At 40.6% G+C, this 18,329-nt stretch carries 14 protein-coding genes; 1 reads left to right on the top strand and 13 read right to left on the bottom strand.

Translation table 11 applies throughout. From position 1 onward, the window contains the following. Window positions 1-7 precede the first annotated feature (7 nt). A complete protein-coding gene (locus G622_RS0104830) occupies window positions 8-565 on the bottom strand; it encodes an ECF-type riboflavin transporter substrate-binding protein (protein ID WP_026509755.1) in 558 nt (185 codons plus the stop codon). Window positions 566-910: 345 nt separating this feature from the next. After that, window positions 911-1,360, bottom strand: a complete 450-nt coding sequence (locus G622_RS0104825; RefSeq protein WP_026509754.1) for an Hsp20/alpha crystallin family protein — start codon at window positions 1,358-1,360, stop codon at window positions 911-913. 226 nt (window positions 1,361-1,586) lie between these two features. Between G622_RS0104825 and G622_RS0104820 the strand changes: the two genes are divergently transcribed. Next, on the top strand, window positions 1,587-2,504 hold the full coding sequence (locus G622_RS0104820) for a LysR family transcriptional regulator (protein ID WP_026509753.1): 918 nt from the start codon (window positions 1,587-1,589) through the stop codon (window positions 2,502-2,504). 150 nt (window positions 2,505-2,654) lie between these two features. On the opposite strand, the gene G622_RS0104815 is transcribed toward G622_RS0104820, so the two are convergent. The 11 genes from G622_RS0104815 to G622_RS0104765 all read right to left on the bottom strand — a co-directional run bounded on the left by G622_RS0104815 (window position 2,655) and on the right by G622_RS0104765 (window position 18,116). Continuing rightward, entirely contained in the window at window positions 2,655-2,873 is a 219-nt protein-coding gene (locus tag G622_RS0104815) for a hypothetical protein (protein ID WP_026509752.1), read from the bottom strand. Between the two features lie 102 nt (window positions 2,874-2,975). Further along, window positions 2,976-3,446 (bottom strand): hypothetical protein, encoded by a 471-nt coding sequence (locus G622_RS0104810; protein ID WP_026509751.1) that lies wholly within the window; start codon window positions 3,444-3,446, stop codon window positions 2,976-2,978. 92 nt (window positions 3,447-3,538) lie between these two features. Then, the gene (locus G622_RS0104805) at window positions 3,539-4,447 is read right to left on the bottom strand and encodes an aldose 1-epimerase family protein (RefSeq protein ID WP_026509750.1); all 909 of its coding nucleotides are present in this window, start codon (window positions 4,445-4,447) and stop codon (window positions 3,539-3,541) included. Window positions 4,448-4,591: 144 nt separating this feature from the next. Beyond that, window positions 4,592-5,494 (bottom strand): ribosome small subunit-dependent GTPase A, encoded by a 903-nt coding sequence (gene rsgA / locus G622_RS0104800; RefSeq protein WP_026509749.1) that lies wholly within the window; start codon window positions 5,492-5,494, stop codon window positions 4,592-4,594. 16 nt (window positions 5,495-5,510) lie between these two features. Then, window positions 5,511-7,520, bottom strand: coding sequence for a Stk1 family PASTA domain-containing Ser/Thr kinase (pknB, locus tag G622_RS0104795; RefSeq protein ID WP_026509748.1), 2,010 nt, complete (start codon window positions 7,518-7,520; stop codon window positions 5,511-5,513). Continuing rightward, window positions 7,517-8,260 (bottom strand): Stp1/IreP family PP2C-type Ser/Thr phosphatase, encoded by a 744-nt coding sequence (locus G622_RS0104790; protein ID WP_026509747.1) that lies wholly within the window; start codon window positions 8,258-8,260, stop codon window positions 7,517-7,519. Before G622_RS0104790 ends, pknB begins: the two co-directional genes overlap by 4 nt. Before the next feature lie 211 nt (window positions 8,261-8,471). Next, a complete protein-coding gene (locus tag G622_RS0104785) occupies window positions 8,472-11,246 on the bottom strand; it encodes an FAD-dependent oxidoreductase (RefSeq protein ID WP_044957163.1) in 2,775 nt (924 codons plus the stop codon). A 326-nt stretch (window positions 11,247-11,572) separates the two neighbouring features. Then, entirely contained in the window at window positions 11,573-14,641 is a 3,069-nt protein-coding gene (locus G622_RS0104780) for a glycoside hydrolase family 2 TIM barrel-domain containing protein (protein WP_026509745.1), read from the bottom strand. A gap of 32 nt (window positions 14,642-14,673) precedes the next feature. After that, window positions 14,674-15,504 carry a carbohydrate ABC transporter permease gene (locus tag G622_RS0104775; protein WP_026509744.1) on the bottom strand — a complete coding sequence of 277 codons (831 nt, stop codon included), beginning with the start codon at window positions 15,502-15,504 and terminating at the stop codon, window positions 14,674-14,676. Next, on the bottom strand, window positions 15,497-16,396 hold the full coding sequence (locus G622_RS0104770; protein WP_026509743.1) for a carbohydrate ABC transporter permease: 900 nt from the start codon (window positions 16,394-16,396) through the stop codon (window positions 15,497-15,499). The genes G622_RS0104775 and G622_RS0104770 overlap by 8 nt, the downstream gene beginning before the upstream one ends. Before the next feature lie 295 nt (window positions 16,397-16,691). Beyond that, window positions 16,692-18,116 carry an ABC transporter substrate-binding protein gene (locus G622_RS0104765; RefSeq protein WP_026509742.1) on the bottom strand — a complete coding sequence of 475 codons (1,425 nt, stop codon included), beginning with the start codon at window positions 18,114-18,116 and terminating at the stop codon, window positions 16,692-16,694. Between the last annotated feature and the right edge of the window lie 213 nt (window positions 18,117-18,329).

Below are 18,329 nucleotides of genomic sequence, written 5' to 3'. Positions count from 1 at the left end.
GAAACTGTTAATCCTCCAATTTTAGTCCTGATGATTTTCCTGAAATCTTTGAATATGCAGATATAAGGATTGTTCCAAGAATTGCGATGATAATGATATTACCGATAAATGCAAATGCACCCTGAATAAATACTTTATTTGTAGGCTCTGCATAAATAAGAATATCAAGAGCAGGTGCAATTCCGATCCATGCTATAGCATTGGCTGCTGTCTGCACCCCATTAAAAATCAGTACATTGGTTGTTGATATGAAATTCCCTTCCTTAACAGCGTACTGCTTAGCAAAAAATCCAATTGCAGCACCAACAACTGCTTCAGGAATAACCCAGCTCCACCATACTGAGCCATAAAATATGGCATCTCCAAGAGCATGTCCCAGAACTCCGATCACACCCCCAACAATAGGTCCAAAAGCTGCGGCAAAGAATGCAAGTATTGCCATTCTGGGCTGGAGATATGTGTTAGGTATCAAAAACAACGGTATCTGTACAGCAGTTAATGCCACAAAAATAGCAGTTCCTATACCAACTGCTACAACTTCTTTAATTCCAAATTTTTTATTCATTCCAATCCTCCTCAAAAACATTTTAATTAATTATACAATAATAATTTTAAAAGTAAAATGTACGCAATAAAGTAATTTGGACAATTTGATACATTATTATTACATTATTATTTTGTAGACAGCACACTGTTTTTTTACTCAAATAAATATCCCCTTAAAGTGTATTCCTTATATCAGACTCGGAAATGCTTTAAGGGGATCTAATTATCTTTAAGCCATCAAATCTCGAAGATATTCTGTTATCCGTTAGTTATTTTGCTAAGGAAGATATTATTCTTCTTTAGTTTATTTGCTAAAGAAGTTATTTCTTTCTTCATTGGTTATTTTGCTCCGGAAGATTTTACATTAGCCTTCAATCATGATCATCTTCTTCTCAGGAACCTTAGCCTGTTCTTTCTTAGGAACATTAAGACTAAGAACACCATGTCTGAATGTAGCCTTGATATCTTCTTCCGTAAGGTTCTCACCTACATAGAAGCTTCTCTGCATTGAGCCACTGTAGCGCTCCTGTCTGATAAGCTTACCTCTGTGATCCGTCTCATCCTTATCAAGTCCCTTAGCTGCGCTCACTGTAAGGTATCCGTTATCAAGTTCCAGTGAAATCTCTTCCTTCTTAAAGCCCGGAAGATCAATATCAACTTCATAATGATCATCATTCTCATGAACATCTGTCTTCATCAGTCTGTCAGCGTGTCTTCCGTAGAGCTTCCTCTCGGTGTTATCATAATCTCCAAACATCGGGAAATCAAACCAGTTATCAAACAACTTCTCATCAAAAATACTAGGCATCAACATAATAGTTACCTCCTTATATATAAAAGAATTTATAAACGTTGAGCATCGGAACCGGAGTCCATTCTATTTTATTGCCCCCTTTATTTCTGTTCCCTTGTTCTATAACTGTTATAACATTTGTTAGCACTCTTGTCAAGTGAGTGCTAACAATTTTTTGAATCATTTTTTCTTACGAAATGCATTTTGTGCTATATTATTGAATATAAAAAATAGAAGGGGTTTCAAGATGACTATTTTACAACTTAAATATGTTATTGCCATTGATGAAGAGTGTTCCATGAGAAAGGCTGCTGACAGGCTTTATGTATCTCAACCCGGTCTTTCAAGCGCCATAAGAGATTTGGAAAAAGAACTTGGAATACAGATCTTCGAGAGAGTCCACAACGGAGTTGTGACAACATCAGCTGGAGCATCATTTATTGCATATGCCAGAAATGCTGTGGAACAGTTTGAAAAGGTTGAAGAGAAATATCTTAATACCAAGAATGATAAGCCTACATTTTCTGTTTCCATGCAGCATTATACTATTGCTGTTAATGCATTTATTGAAACTGTTAAAGAATATGACCTTGATGAGTATCAGTTCTCCATTAAAGAAACTCAGACAAGCGAAGTAATTGAAGATGTCAAAAATCTTAAAAGTGAAATAGGTGTAATAGCGCTCAGTGATTTTAATAAAAACACTTTTAAAAAGATATTTGCTGATGCTTCTTTGGAGTTTCATGAGCTTTTCACCAGAAATACTTATGTGTACTTAAGAAAAGATCATCCTCTCGCAGGCAGAGACGAACTATCATTAGAGGAGCTTCAGGATTATCCCTGCATGGTATTTGATCAGGGCGATAATACATCTTTTTATTATAGAGAAGAGGCTCTTGCAACCTATGATTACAAAAAGATAATAAGCACCAACGAAAGAGCCACATCAATTGAACTTATGCTTGGACTCAATGGCTATGCTGTCGGAGCCGCAATGCTTGGTGATAGTCTCAATTCTTCTGATCTTACTCATATTAAATTAAAAGAGGAAGAGAATCTCACCTTCGGATACATTTTACGAAAAGGCGTGAAGCTCAGTGAAATGGGTGAAAAATTTGTAGAAAAACTGGAAATCTTTGCACAAAGTAATCCTCAGGATGCGTAAATAGACGATAAGATGTTATTTCGTGAATAAAGCCCACAACTTCTATGACCGGAAATTGTGGGCTTTTATAATAGAGCTTCCTTAACTGAAGAAATTATCCTGTTATAGTGTAAAGCTCATATACATCACTATTTAATTAACAACATAAGTTTATCTTACTTTCATCGGTATCAGCCTAAGGTTCCCCGTTCCGAAAAAAAGAGAATTTCTTATCATTCCTATTCTGTAAAGATTTAAAATATAAAACATCATACACATTACAGTAGGTATACTAAAAGCTCTGATAAGCTCTTCAACGGTAGGTGGATAACCATGCCTTCTTGTGTAATTCCCAACATATTCTGCAATTTTTGATTCAAGTATTCTCATACGCCTTCCTTTCTTACAGTTTTTTGAAATACCAATAAAGATAATACCGAAAAAATGTTATTAAAATGTGTCTATTTCGTAAAAATCTAAAGGTAAATCAAATCAGGAAGTCATACTCAGCACAAGTGAGAATGCTTCAAAAAACTGATTAAGAGAGGATTTGGATTCATTATCGTCCAGAAGCGTTTTATAGACCATAGATATGGTATCTATAGTGTTTATTCCTGCTTTATCGCTAAGAATTATTGATGATAGCCCTTCAGACTTAGTGGAGTTATTAGTTGTAACCCATAAAAAACCTGCATCCTTAAGCTTGTTATTAAGCATAATCTCTCCTGCAAGAATTCCAAAAGGAGCAGCAATGTTCCTTGCTATTTCCTCAGTTACGAGATTTTTCTTTCGTAATGATTTGATCTGATCAATAACATTATCAAGCTTGTTCAGCGAATCATTGCCGGTAGGGCTGATTTCAATATTTGCCATCTTGGCACACATTTCAATGGCGCTGTCTGTAAGAGCAGTTATTTGCTCATGTGAAATATTTGTAATTTCAGAACTATTATCAGGACTCATTATATATTCCTTCCATGACCCTAAGGAGTACTGCTTGATGTGGATCCCTTAGGACAGTTTACTGTTTTCATAATTGACTTTACATTATCTTATTATTTATTCAATGTAATAAGATATCCGGCTTCAAAACTCTGACCTTCAGAAAGCTTCTGCTCATACTCTCTTTCTGCCAGTTCTCCGTTAAAGCCTTCTGCATCTGCTCTTCCATACCATGGTTCAAGGCAGATAAAAGGAGCATTTTTTCCTACAGGTGACCATATGCCAAGAACCGGTGCTTCAAAATCAAGCTTAACAAAGCACTTTCCTTCTGAATCAGCTATTCCAACACTTGATACCTGGTTGTCCTCAAGTATAATTGCACCACCGTCAAATGTATGCTCATCAACTGCTATCCTGCCGTTGTCAGGAGTAAGCTCATAAAATTCATTAGCTGCCAGAGGATCGTGGAATTTTCTTACTTTCAGAGCCTTTCCAGAATAGCTTATATCATTGGAGGCAGATTTTTGCTCACAATCTCCGAGAACAATGTAATTTCCTTTAAGTGTTCCATCTTCGTTTAGTTCACAGTTAAATGCAGGATGCGCACCTATTGCAAACGGCATAGTCTCATTACCTGTATTCTTTACAAGCCAGCCGACTTTTATTGTGTTCGCATTCAAAACGTATGAAATCTGAAGTTCGAAATCAAAAGGGTATTTTGTAACCGTAACGTCATCTGATTTCAGTTCAAAAACTGCCTTGTCCGGAGTACTCTCTATACAGGTAAACTCCATATCTCTTGCAAAGCCATGCTGTCCCATATCATATGTCTTCCCGGCATGGCGATATTTACCATCAGCAACAGCGCCGACAAACGGGAAAAGAACCGGTGATGTACGTCCCCAAAATCTGGCATCGCCGCACCACATAAACTCTCTCTCGGCTATTTTTGCACTTTTAAGTTCAGCACCATGAGTATCTATTTCTGCACTTATGACACCATTATCCAATTTAATTCTCATTCAAACTTCCTCCAACCATTCTATTTCTAAATCAAATATGTCACATTAAGCTATGGAACATGCACAATATCAGAAACAATAGGTTCCACTTCATTAGCCTCTCTGTTCACATCAGGCTAAGCTAATATCAAACAATCTGCCTAATCACCGATAAAACGGCTTCATATTTTTCAGTTCTTCATAGATAATCTTGTAATTATCGTATCTTACCTTTGAAATCTCTCCGTCCTCCAAAGCCTTTTTCACTCCGCAATCAGGTTCTGCAATGTGGCTGCATCCGCCAAATCTGCAAAAAGGCTCGTAGGGCTCAAACTCAGGATAATACAGTGGTAATTCCTCCGCAGTTATATCCTTTAGTGAAAGTGAGGTAAATCCCGGAGTATCAAAGATGTAGGTTGAACTCTCCTCATCTGACAAAGCAGGTATAAAAAACATCTCAGAGTGCCTTGTTGTATTGCGTCCACGGGAGATTTTTTTACTAAGCTCTCCGGTCTCCATGGCTGCCTCAGGATGAAGCCTGTTTAGAAGCGATGATTTTCCAACTCCACTGGGGCCTGCAACTACTGACGTCTTCCCCTTGAGCTTTTCACATAGTCTGTCTATCCCTGCACCCTCATGAACACTTATGAAAATGACTTCATAACCGCATTTTTCATAAGCATCCATCAGCTCCTGCTGCTCTTCTTTTGAAGCTATGTCCTGCTTGTTAAAGCAGATGATTACAGGCAGGCCATTCCTTCTCATCTGAATCAGGAACTTATCAAGCACATTGTAATTCGGATCCGGCTTTACTATAGCAAACAGAACAACCGCCTGATCGACATTCGCGACCGGCGGTCTCATAAGCTCATTTCGCCGGGGTAATATCTTAGTAATATTACCTGTTCCGGCTTCCTCATCAATGATCTCAATATCTACATAATCACCAACGAGTGGTTTTATATTGTCTTTTCTAAAAATGCCCTTTGCTTTACATTCATAAACACGTATGCTTCCTGTGTTTACATAGTAAAAACCGGCAATTCCCTTAACAATCCTTCCCTTCATAGTACTCCTACTTAAATCAGTTGCTCTGTGTAAAAGTAACTGCTCTGGTCACTGTATATTCCTCAGTACGACCTTCAATCACGTTACCGTACTCATCAGTTGTAGCGGGACTTGTTGCTGTGTAGGTGAATGTTATCACACCTGTTGCAGATGTAAGTCCTGTACGGATAACCCCTGTGATAGGAAATGAAGCCGTTGTTGTATCAAGAAGTGAAGTACCATCAGCTGTTACAAAAGATACGTGAACAGAAAGTCCATCAGTGTAATTCTGTCCTTCAGTGGGAGCTGTGATATCTCCTGAAAAACTATAAGATACACTGGTCGGTCCAATCGATTTTTCCATATCAATGGATGTTCCCGGCTCAACCTTTGTTCCTACAGGCTGGCTCTGTGCAGTAACAACATCAACCCCGTAGCTGTCATTATTAACATCAACTACTCTGCCCTGAACAAGTCCGACCTCTGAAAGAGTTGCCACAGCTTCGTCAATTGTAAGTCCCACCAGATTAGGAACAGCAACCTTAGAGTCCTTAGGCTCTTCCTGTGTTGAGGCTACGCTGGATGAATCTGCACTGGAAGCTTCAGCGGAAGGCTCTGTACTTTGCTCAGATCCCTTTCCTGTGCTGACGGTTATCTTAACTGTTGAACCGCTTTCTGCATACTGTCCGGCATCAGGTTCCTGTGAAACGACTGTGTTCTTAGCAAGTGAACTCTCGTCGTCCTCAACTTTTTCAAATTTAAAGTTTTTATCTTTAAGTGTTGTGACAGCCTCTACATATGAAAGTCCGGTGACATCAGGCACCTGAATTCCATCTGAAAGAAATGTCTCACCTGTAATACTCTCTGTCTGTATCTCAGCCTCAGTGGGTTCACCTAAGATTCCAAGGCTCCTTCCCACAAGTATGATCACTATGACACCGACAAGAACTGCTCCTATTATGGCAAGTGCAATGGTCAGTCTCTCAATTCTGGCACTGTCCCCAAAACCTCGTCCATCATAATCATCCTCGTCATCATCATATTCATCACGATGTCTGCCGTAATCCTGATCGTGTCTCTTATGATTCTCATACTCTCGTATAACATCGGCATTCAGTCTCATCTGCTCAGTATCAGTCATATTACTGATGCTTTTAGCCTCTGCATCTGTCGCAACTCTTGTAGCACTCTCTTCATCCGGATCTACCAGATTAACGAAGTCTTCATCAGGCGTTATAAGTGATCTCTTCAGATCAGTAATAAGCTCTGCAGCGCTCTGATATCTTCTGTCAGGACTCTTCTGGCAGCACTTCATTACAATCTTCTCAACACTTATCGGAATCTCATCACTAAACTCCGCCGGTGAAGGAAGCTCCTCCTGAATATGCTTTATAGCAATGGCAACAGTCGTATCTCCATTGAAAGGAAGACGTCCTGTAAGCATCTCGAATAGTGTGATACCAAGTGAATAGACATCACTCTTGGCATCTGAGTATCCGCCTCTGGCCTGTTCAGGTGAAGTATAATGTACGGACCCCATGACATTAGAAGTAATAGTATTACTGGTTGCTGCCTTCGCTATTCCGAAATCAGTAACCTTAACTTTTCCTTCTTTAGAAATAATAATGTTCTGAGGCTTGATATCACGATGGATAATATGGTTATTATGGGCAGCCTCAAGGCCCATAGCAACCTGAATAGCAATACTTACTGCTTCCTTAACGGAAAGTCTCGATTTTTTCTCTATATATCTCTTTAGAGTAATACCATCTACGAGTTCCATTACAATATAATGGATACCATTCTCATCACCTACATCATACACATTCACGATGTTGGGGTGCATAAGACCGGCAGCCGCCTGGGCTTCAACACGGAATTTGGATACAAAATTATCATTCTCTGAAAATTCCTGTTTTAGTACCTTGACCGCAACAGGACGATTCAGTTTATGATCTTTTGCCCTATAAACATCAGACATACCACCGGTTCCGATCTTCTCAAGAATCTCGTATCGGTCACCGATCATCATTCCAATCTTAATCATTCAGCTCCTCCGTCAGCAAAAGGCTCAATCAGGATAACAGCGATATTGTCCTTACCGCCATGCTGGTTTGCCATATCCACTAACTTCTGTGCCTTCTCTATAATATCCCGTTGACCACTGACGATCATGCGAATCTCCTGATCCTCGAGCATATTGGTAAGCCCGTCGGAACACATGAGCACGATATCCCCCTTTTCGAGCTCAACATTGAAGAAATCCACATCAACTGTATCATCAGCGCCTATAGCACGTGTAATGATATTTTTCTCTTTATGAGTGCGTGCCTCTTCAGGATCAAGTCCGCCTGCGCGCACCATCTCCTGCACCAGTGAATGATCACGGGTTATCTGACGAATATCATCTCCTATGACATACAGTCTGCTGTCCCCCACATTAGCAACCTGTAAATAACGCCCCATAACGGTTGCTGCAACAACTGTTGTTCCCATGCCATATAGATGCTCATCCTCAGCAGCTTTCGCTCTTAGCTTCTGATTAGCGATCTTGATTGCATTTTCGAGAATACGCACCGGATTCTGTTCAAAGGATCTCTCAATCTCCTCGACCATTGTATTAACAGTAAACTTTGATGCATAGTCTCCGGCATTATGACCGCCCATTCCATCAGCTACAATAAATACATTTGACAGATTACCGATCCGTCTCTCGGAGGAAAAAACGTAATCCTGATTCAGTTTTCGTTTCTGACCTATGTCAGTTATTGAAAATGTCTTAAGCAAGGATGCCTCCGAATTAATAATTTTATTTTGGCAAATTGTTCTTCATAATATCGTTCAAAATGAACCTTTGCCAATTTAAAAATATACCACAAAATGTGGCTTTTGACAATAATAGCCATGCAATGAAACAGGGCTTGTGCACTGGAAAATTTCACATCCTGGCACAGCCCTTATTTCTAAAGTAATTGTAATAATTATTACTTTCTGAAATTTATTTCTTACCGGTCACACGGTTAATAAGTATTTTGCCTGCACGTTTAGCCGCATATGGACCAACTTTCTTAAGTTTGTCCTCTGATCTTACCATGGTACTTGCTTCAGGTATATCACGGCTAAGATGGATAGCGTCAAACTCACACTTTGTAGTGCAGAGTCCGCAACCGATACATCTGTTTTCATCAACGGTAGTTGCTCCGCATCCAAGGCATCTGTTTGCCTCGATCTTCACCTGTTCTTCTGTAAGAGTAAGTCTAAGATCATCATAGGTTTCCTTAGCTATACCTGCTTTCTTACCGGGTATCTGACGAGGTGCATTGTCGAAGCTCTCAATTCTGATGTCATCCTTATCAAGTTCAATGAACTCTCTTCTGTCTCTTGCAAGATCAAGACGATTTCCGGGATGTACAAATCTGTTCATGGAAACGCATGCCTCACGTCCGCCTGCTATAGCATCGATGGCAAATCTGGGACCTGTAAATACATCTCCACCTGCAAAGATATCAGGTTCTGCAGTCTGAAGAGTAAGAGAATCAGCAATAATACCACCATTAGGTCTTAACTTAACCTGAGTTCCTTTAAGAAGATCTCCCCATATAATTGACTGTCCGATTGAAAGTAAAACATTCTCACAACTTATTGTAATAGTTTCATTTTCATCATACTTGGGATTGAATCTTCCATCCTTATCCTTAACAGAGGTGCACTTTTTAAATACTATACCGGTAACCTTGCCGTTTTCAGTAAGTATCTCTTTAGGTCCCCAGCCGTTCTTTACTTCAATTCCTTCTTCTTTTGCTTCTTCTACTTCATCCTTTGCAGCAGGCATTTCTTCTGCACTCTCAAGACAAAGCATTGTTACCTTTGAAGCTCCGGCTCTTACAGCAGTGCGGGCTACATCTATTGCAACATTACCGCCGCCCACAACGACTGTTTCTCCATTCAACTTCACACTGTGATCAAGGTTAACTTTTCTAAGGAAATCAATACCGGTCTGAACGCCTTTTGCATCCTCACCCGGAACTCCTGCAAGTCGTCCGCCCTGGCATCCGATTGCTATGAAAAATGCTTTGTAGCCCTGCTTTCTGAGTTCCTCGATGGTCACATCTTTTCCGACTTCTACGCCACACTTGAACTCAATGCCCATCTGCTTCATTACATCTATCTCAGCTTCAATGACATCTTTCTCAAGCCTGTAGCCGGGAATTCCGTTCATAAGCATACCACCCGGACGGCTTTCCTTTTCAAAAACAGTTACGGGATATCCATCTATTCTGAGGAAATATGCTGCTGACAGGCCTGCAGGACCGCCACCGATTATTGCCATCTTATAGTCATCTGACCACATTCCGCCATCATGCTTTTCACAAAGAGGAACATATCTGTTCTCCTTCTTAAGATCAAGTGAAGCTATAAATTTCTTGATCTCATCAATAGCAAGGGGCTGGTCGATGGTACCTCTTGTGCAGGCGTCCTCACATCTTCTGTTGCAGACTGCACCGCAGATCATAGGAAGCGGATTATCCTGCTTTATAAGCTTTAATGCATCTTCGTATCTGCCCTCAGCTGCCATCTTGATATAACCCTGAACAGAAAGATGAACAGGGCAGGCTGTCTTACAAGGTGCTGTTCCTGAATCGTAGCAGTTAATCTTGGCATCATCTCTGAAATTGTAATTCCACTTTTCAGGTCCCCATTTCTTACCATCTGGAAGCTCTGTCTTGGGATATTTAACCTCTGAGCCGTCCTTCTTGCAAAGCTTCTGTCCAAGCTTTGCTGCTCCAACAGGACATACCTCAACACATTTTCCGCAGGCAACACATTTATCCTTTTCTACATGCGCACGATATGCTGATGCTGACATGTTGGGTGTGTTATACAACTGAGATGTTCTTAGTGCATTGCAGACACCGGGTGCACAGTTACAAATAGCAACAATTTTTCCTTCACCATCTATATTGGTTATCTGGTGAACATAGCCATGACGCTCAGCTCTCTCAAGGATTTCGTAGACTTCTTCCTTGCTGACATAGTGCCCTATTCCACGGCTGTCCATGTATTCAGCCATATCACCCATTCCGATGCAGTATTCACCGCGAATCTGACCACTACCTTCGCCTCGCATGGTCTGCTGCTTTCTGCAGGAGCATTCTGAAATACCAAACTTATCATACATATCTATCCAGCGTGAAAGATGTTCAACGGGAACAGACTTATTCTCAATACTTATAGCCTTCTCAACCGGAATAACATGCATTCCGATACCTGCGCCTCCCGGAGGCACCATCTGAGTAATACCTGCCAGAGGAAGCTGAGTCATCAGGTTAAAGAATGTTGCAAGCTGAGGGAACTCATCTGTGAGTTTCTCCTGCATCATCATAAACTCAGCAGAACCAGGAACGAAAATAGGAAGCTCATACTGCTTGTGCTTATCAGGAGTTTTAGCGCGATTCATCTCGACTATACCTATCCAGACAAGGCGATCTACCATCTTCTGCGCATTTTCAACGCTCATGTTATTCATGCTTGCCAGTTCTTCAATGCTGTAAGGAACTCGTGTCTTTTTGAAATTGATCAAAAACTTTACCTGTTCTTTGTTCAAAACAGCATCCAGCATCCAATACTCCGGATCTTTGTTATTGATCTTTCCTGTGAGTTTTTTCACATAACGGTCTGTGATCAATGTTGCAAGCTGTAATACAAGCTTTTCCTTCTCAGGATCCTCTGCCACATAATTTGGATCCTGCCAATAATCATTCTCGTTGATCATTGGATCCCCAATTTTCCATTCTTTCATACTTTTTGCCATAAATAAATCTCCATACTTTTTAACTATTTTTCCATTAATAAGCATAAACCTCTCTGTGAAAGCTCCACCGGGTTCGAAAATGCCTCACCAAGTGCTCTGCTCAAACTGAGGGGTTTATGTATTAATAGCCCTATGAATTCCTTTAAAATTCACATCTATACTAATTATATATTATAGATTAAAGATTTTCATCCATAAAAATCGAAACGTACGTCGTAATATCCTTAGAAAACCAAGGCGTTTCCAATTTGTTCGATTTTTATGCGATTTTTTCAGCCAAAAAAAATTTAAATTCCCTTAAATAAAAATACAAATTTCATATTCTTTCCTGCAGGAAGTCTGTACTGCGGATGAGGTCTTGCTCCCCAGCTGTCATCACCGGCTATTCCCATCTGACCAAGTGCAGCTCTCACAACCGTATAGTGCACACGAGGAAGTTCAAAGTCATGCATGGCATTTTCCATCTCATGAGGAGTATAAGGCAGTGCGCTAAAGGAAATATTATCTCCAAAGAACTTCATCCCACGCCCCTTAAGGTCAGTAACTTCTGCCCAGCGAACATCACATTTATTTCCGCATTCCTGAGGCACCAGATATTTTGCCATATTATCTGAAACCTTATTTTTGTAAATTCCTATCTTTCCGCCACATTTTCTGTCTTCATAGGTTTCCTGCGGTCCAAGACCATACCAGGTCACGTTGTCATAGTCAGCATTTAGCTTGAAAAGCATACCGAATTCAGGCATATCAGGGAGCCCTTTTACTGCATCAAAGCTCATCTCTGTCTTTATAGTGCCATCACCAAATACCTCATAGCTTACGGCACAATCTGACTCAGGAGATGTGGGAAGATAATAATTATAGGATATGGTTATGCTGTTCTTCCCCTCTGTGATATTTGCAAATCTCATCATTTCATCAGGCTTTCCCCTCATTGATGCATATAAGCTTGCAATCTTCCACTGAGCATATCTTTGTTGCATCATGCTTCCGCAGTCATTATCGTTTGGCGCTCTCCAGAAGTTAGGCGCAGGAGCCTTTTCTATCATCTCTCTTCCGGCATAAACATAGGATGCAAGTCCCGGAGATCCATATGTAAACAGGGCTGAAAACTCATCACCATATATTCCGATATTGTTTTTACCGCGAACAATGCGAAGTTTGTCACTGCATTTAAAAGGCTTCGTGGTCTTTTTAAGGATGGTCTGTCCGAAGGCTATCTCATGTCCTGCCTTAGCCCAGAGAGTATTTTCTTTTAGTGCAAACGATACTATAAGCACAAACTCAAGGCTTCCTGACTGTAATGAAAAGCCGGATTCATATTCCATCATTACTTCAGTGATCTCATTTGGAATATTGAAGTTTTTGTTTGATAAAGGCTTTACATCACATTCAAAATTCATTTCATGGATTTTAACGCCATTTGCCAAAAGTGTTAATGTAGCATCAAACTCGTCTGTATTTACAAAAAGGTTCTTGTTTACAACTTTGAACTTGTTCTTTTCAAAAATCACAGAGATGTTCTGGTAATTAAATTTAACCTCCTGCATTTTGGGTGATTCAGTTCTGTCACCGTATGCAATACCATTTCCGCTGAAATTGTAATCTGTTGGTCTGTCGCCAAAATCTCCGCCATATGCCTCAAAGTACTTGCCATATCGGTCTTTTTTCAAAATACTCTGATCAATGTAATCCCAGATAAATCCGCCCTGATATCTGGGCTCTGTGTCGGTAAGATCTGTGTAAAGATGCATGCCTCCACAGGAATTACCCATGGCATGGGTGTACTCGCAACAAATAAAAGGTTTATCCTTTTCCTTCTTCAAAAATTCTTTGATAGCTGCAACCGGAGGATACATCTGGCTCTCCATATCAGAAGTGTCATTGTATCTTCTGTCGTGACATATTCCTTCATAATGAACAAGTCGTGTCTTGTCATGTTCCTTGAAACGTTTGCTCATGGCATATGGAACCGTGCCGCCAAAGGCTTCATTTCCTATAGACCAGATAAGGATTGATGGATGATTCTTGTTTCTGTGATAACAGGAATCCACTCTGTCCAGCATCATTGCCTTCCACTCTTCCTTATCCTTGGGAACAACATAATCCTCAGTCTCAATGCCTCTTTCAAAAGCCTCCCAAGTACCGTGGGTTTCCAGATTATTTTCAGCAATCATGTAAATACCATAAATGTCGCAGAGTTCATAGATCGCAGAATCATCAGGATAGTGACTTGTTCTGATGGCGTTGATATTGTTCCTCTTCATGGTGACAATATCCTGAACTAATTCTTCTCTGCTGGGAACGCGGCCATTAACATGGCTGAATTCATGGCGGTTTACGCCCTTAAACACGATGCGCTTTCCATTAAGAAGCATCAGGCCATCCTTCATCTCAAACTTGCGAAGTCCAACATGTTGACGTATAACCTCGTGTACGACTCCCATGGAGTCTGTGATAGTAAGATACAGCTCGTAAAGATTTGGTTCTTCCGCACTCCATAAATGTATTTTTTCAAAGTCGCACTTTCCGGTGGTCAGACCATTTGATGAAAGCGGTATTTTACCTTCAAGAACCTTTTCACCCTTGTACAGGAGCTTCAGCTCCATCATTCCGGCACCGGATGTAGCAGCGCTAATGAGGAGTGTGGCATCCTTGAAATCATCTGAAAGCCCTGTTTCTATTTTAAGGTCGGTGACATGAACCTTTGGCACAGCATATAAGTAGACACTTCGGAAAACTCCTGAAAATCTAAAGAAATCCTGGTCCTCACACCAGCTGCTTGAGGTCCATTTAAACACTCTCACAGCAAGCTTATTCTCACCCTTAACAAGTGCATCAGTAAGATCAAATTCGGAAGGGTCAAATGAATCCTCACTATAACCTATGTATTTTCCATTGAGCCAAAGAGCAAAGCCGCTCTCAACACCCTGGAAAGAAATGCAGACTTTCTCTCCCTTAAAATCTTTTGGGAGTGTAAACAGTTTTACATAGTCAGCCACCGGGTTGAATTTTTCTGGAATTTCGCCTGGTCGTATATCTTCTGAACCATCCCAGGGATACTGCACATTTACATATTGAGGCTTATCATAGCCCTCCATCTGAATATGTGCAGGAACATTTATCCTGTCCCATCCAGATGTGTCATATTCATTTTTCCAGAACTCTACGGGTGCATCCTTTACATTTTTTGAATAATGAAAGTGCCATACCCCGTCCAGGCAAAGCCTGTAACTTGTTTTACCTAGCAAAAGCTCTGCCATTGATTTATATGCCACATGATCAGAATGGGCAGGTAGCCTGTTTTCCTGAAAAATCTCAGGGTTCTTAACTATTTCATAATTAAACTCGCTCATAATTTCCTCTCCAAGTACGCTGCCAATAAAGTTTATTTCACAGAACCTGTGATACCTTCCGTAAACTGCTTCTGCAGTACGAAGAATACAATCATTGTAGGTAATGAGCAGAATAAAACGCCCATCATCAGCATACCGTAATCAATTGTGTAACCGCCTGCCAGATTGGCAATAAGCATAGGCATTGTCTGTGCTCTGTTGTCTGTCATTACGACTCTGGGCCACAGATAAGCGTTCCATGAGTTCATGAAGGTGATAACAGCAGCTGCTGCATAGGTTGACTTCATTACAGGCATATACATACGGAAGAAAATCGCAAACTCTGAGAGTCCGTCAATTCTTGCAGCTTCCATAATATCCACAGGGAAGTTTCTGGAATTCTGCCTGAACATCATGATCATAAACGGCGTCGATATGGCAGGAAGCGCAAAGCCCCATACTGTGTTAAGAAGCTTGAAGCTGCTCATCATGGTAAACAGAGGAATCATTGTAGCAACACCGGGAATCATCATTGCCATAAGAAGTATAGCAAAGAGGATATCCTTAGCCTTGTCGTGATAAAGCTCGAAACCATATCCTGCAAGTGAGCATATGAAAATACAAAGTAATGTCTGTACTGTTGAGTACAAAAGCGAGTTACCAAATGACTTCCAGAGATTGGAACTATTCACAAGGTTGTTGAAGTTCTGTACCATGTAATTACCAAACCATATCTTACCTCTTGATACATCAACAGTCTGGTTGGTTGCTGCCGTGAACATCCAGAAAAGAGGAAACACGGAAAAAACAGAAACTATGATCAAAAATATGTATGTAGGAATTAGCCTTCTCTGAATGGCGCTTTTATTCTTTTTATCAGTCACGTGTATCACCTACTTTCAAATTGATTGCTGCAAGTATAGCAACAAGAATAAGTACGAAGAATGACATTGCCGATGCGTAACCAAAGTTAGCTACACCCTGTCCAAATGAGTTATTGTAAATGTAATGAGACATTGTAATCGTGGTGTTTGCAGGTCCGCCGTTTGTGAGGTTTACTGACTCATCAAAGAGCTGCAAAGTACCATTTATTGACATAATAAATGTCATTATTATTACGGGCTTAAGAAGCGGAACTGTCATGTACCAGAATGTCTTCCATGCATTTGCTCCGTCAATCTTGGCTGCCTCATACACTGAATATTCAATGTTCTGAAGTCCGGCAAGATAAAATACCATGTTGTATCCTGTCCAGCGCCATATCAGCGCTATGATAATTACAAATCTCGCCGTGTTGGTCTGGCCAAGCCAGTTAATGTTTTCATGAATGATTCCAAGGTTTGTAAGAATAATATTCACAAGACCCTGGGTTGCAAATATTGATCTGAAAATAAGTGCATATGATACCAGCGATACTGCACAAGGAAGGAATACACAAGTACGGAAAAGACCGCGGAATTTAAGATCCTTGTTGTTTAAGAGCTGTGCCAGTAAAATTGCAAGAATCAGCATGATTGGCACCTGAATAATGAGATAAAGGAAGGTGTTTCCTACTGATTTCATAAACATCTTATCCTGGAACATTCTTATGTAATTGTAGTTCCATGGCTCAGCCCATCTGAAATTTTTACCCGTTCCTGTCTTGAAAGAAGTAATAAGTGCCTGTACCATCGGATAAAAGCTCATTATTATAATCATCGCGGATGCAAGAACAAGGAATAGCCAGCCTGCTGCTCTTTGTTTAGCTAAAAGGCTCATCTTCTTTTTCTTTTCCATTTTTGTTCTCCTTAAAATCACAAATACCTATATTGAAAAATATCCCAAATCTTTTTATAGATATGGGGAACCGAAAGACGGTTCCCCATATAAATTTAACCTTCTCTAATATTTTTGCTCAGGAAGTTCTGCTATCACCTGGTTTTTCACAAGGAAGTTCTGCTCTCGCTTCGCTCGACAGAACAACAGTCTTAACCAACTGTGATAGTCTATCATTCAAAGCGGGAAGTTCTGCTCTCGCTGCGCTCGCCAGAACAACAATTCTAACTAGGCTCGAAAATACCTCGCCAAGTTATCATTGTCCCATCTCGAACTTAACCTGATCTTCAGCGTTCTGAAGTTCTGTATCGAGGTCGCTACCATTGATTACGTTTGTGATAGCTGCCTGGATGTATGTACGTGCATTGTAGTGATAATCACTCTGCTCTACTACAGGAACGTTAGCACCCATGCTAACGATATCAGCATAGATTGACTGACCATTGAAGAAGTCTACGCCTTCCTGATATACATCTGACTTTGAAGCAGAGATGCATGTTCCGATAACACCACCGTCACGAAGAGCATTGTCATATGTATCCATAGCACCGTCTCCGCCACCGAATGTATAAGCAAGGAAGCTCTTTGCAAGATCAGGCTTTGTGCAGTTAGCTGTTACATAAAGTGATGAACCACCGTTTGCAGCATAGCCTTCTTTACCTGAAAGTGTAGGAATTGTTGTGATCTGCCACTTACCACTGTTCTCAGCAACCTGCTCCATTGTAGGAATGATCCAGTTACCATTGAATACGCCTGCTACCTGATCACCGATGATTGAAGTGTCTGTGTACTCAGACCAGTCGTTGCAAAGATAGATAACGCCGTCCTGTGCGCCTGTGATAATAACCTGAAGGATCTGCTTAAGTTCTTCATTACCTACGAAGAAAGGCTGTCCATCCTTCCACTGTGAAAGACCTTCTGCCTGCATCATCATGTAAGGAAGATCATCTCCGTTGTGGTCCATGGAAAGAAGGTACTTACCTGTCTTTTCCTTAACATCACGGCCAATCTCAAGCCATCTGTCCCATGTAATGCCAGTTACATCATCGATTGTGTATCCACATTCTTCAAGGATGTCTGTACGATATGCAAAAATTGATGTTCCGTTGTCTACAGGTGCACCATAGTGCTTGCCGTCGATAGTTGAATATGAAATCTTCTCAGCACCAAGGTTACTCCAGTCAATACCTGCATCCTCAAGATCGATCCAGGCATCCGGATAGTTTGTTACATAGCTCTGGATGTAGTGATCCTGGAAAAGAACGATGTCAGGAAGCTGTGAATAATCACCTGAGTTAGCTGCAAGTGTTACAGCGTTCTCAACGTCTGAAGAAGCTGACTGCTCAATGATATTAAGCTTGAATTCAGGATCAACTGTCTGATAAGCCTTCTCAGCTGCTTCAAGAGCAGGGATGTTGAAGTTCTTATCCCAAGCGTAAACTGAAAGCTCGTGCTCACCTTCTGATGAAACATCAGCTGTAGGTGCAGCCTCTTCTTCTGCAGTTGCATCAGCTGTCTCTGTAGCGCTATCAGTAGCTTCTGTGCTGTCTGTAGACTCAGTAGCTTCTGTAGTCTCATTTGATGTTGTAGCTGTGTCTGCGCTTCCGCTTCCACCGCATCCTGCTATCATTGAAAGTGTCATTGCAGATGCGAGTACCATTGATAATGCTTTTCTTTTCATTATTGTGTCCTCCCCTAATGAAAATAAAATATAGTATCTTACTTGATTCTTATTAGTGAAATTATCTAATCTCAGATTATTTTTATCAAAACCATCAAATTGTACTTTTTGGTCATTTCGACTGAAATAATCTCTTTCTGAATCAAATATATGTATATTATACCAATCGTACATAAAAATAATGCACATTTTAGTAACTAAAACGTGCATTAT

This window comes from Butyrivibrio sp. LC3010 (assembly GCF_000424385.1).
Classification (GTDB): Bacteria; Bacillota; Clostridia; order Lachnospirales; family Lachnospiraceae; genus Butyrivibrio.
This window is presented reverse-complemented; position numbering and strand designations above follow the sequence as displayed.

Excerpts from the sequence above, each read along its gene's own strand:
- G622_RS0104830 (WP_026509755.1), bottom strand. The coding sequence starts at position 565 with ATGAATAAAAAATTTGGAATTAAAGAAGTTGTAGCAGTTGGTATAGGA.
- G622_RS0104825 (WP_026509754.1), bottom strand. The coding sequence starts at position 1,360 with ATGTTGATGCCTAGTATTTTTGATGAGAAGTTGTTTGATAACTGGTTT.
- G622_RS0104820 (WP_026509753.1), top strand. The coding sequence starts at position 1,587 with ATGACTATTTTACAACTTAAATATGTTATTGCCATTGATGAAGAGTGT.
- G622_RS0104815 (WP_026509752.1), bottom strand. The coding sequence starts at position 2,873 with ATGAGAATACTTGAATCAAAAATTGCAGAATATGTTGGGAATTACACA.
- G622_RS0104810 (WP_026509751.1), bottom strand. The coding sequence starts at position 3,446 with ATGAGTCCTGATAATAGTTCTGAAATTACAAATATTTCACATGAGCAA.
- G622_RS0104805 (WP_026509750.1), bottom strand. The coding sequence starts at position 4,447 with ATGAGAATTAAATTGGATAATGGTGTCATAAGTGCAGAAATAGATACT.
- rsgA (WP_026509749.1), bottom strand. The coding sequence starts at position 5,494 with ATGAAGGGAAGGATTGTTAAGGGAATTGCCGGTTTTTACTATGTAAAC.
- pknB (WP_026509748.1), bottom strand. The coding sequence starts at position 7,520 with ATGATTAAGATTGGAATGATGATCGGTGACCGATACGAGATTCTTGAG.
- G622_RS0104785 (WP_044957163.1), bottom strand. The coding sequence starts at position 11,246 with ATGATCAACGAGAATGATTATTGGCAGGATCCAAATTATGTGGCAGAG.
- G622_RS0104780 (WP_026509745.1), bottom strand. The coding sequence starts at position 14,641 with ATGAGCGAGTTTAATTATGAAATAGTTAAGAACCCTGAGATTTTTCAG.
- G622_RS0104770 (WP_026509743.1), bottom strand. The coding sequence starts at position 16,396 with ATGGAAAAGAAAAAGAAGATGAGCCTTTTAGCTAAACAAAGAGCAGCA.
- G622_RS0104765 (WP_026509742.1), bottom strand. The coding sequence starts at position 18,116 with ATGAAAAGAAAAGCATTATCAATGGTACTCGCATCTGCAATGACACTT.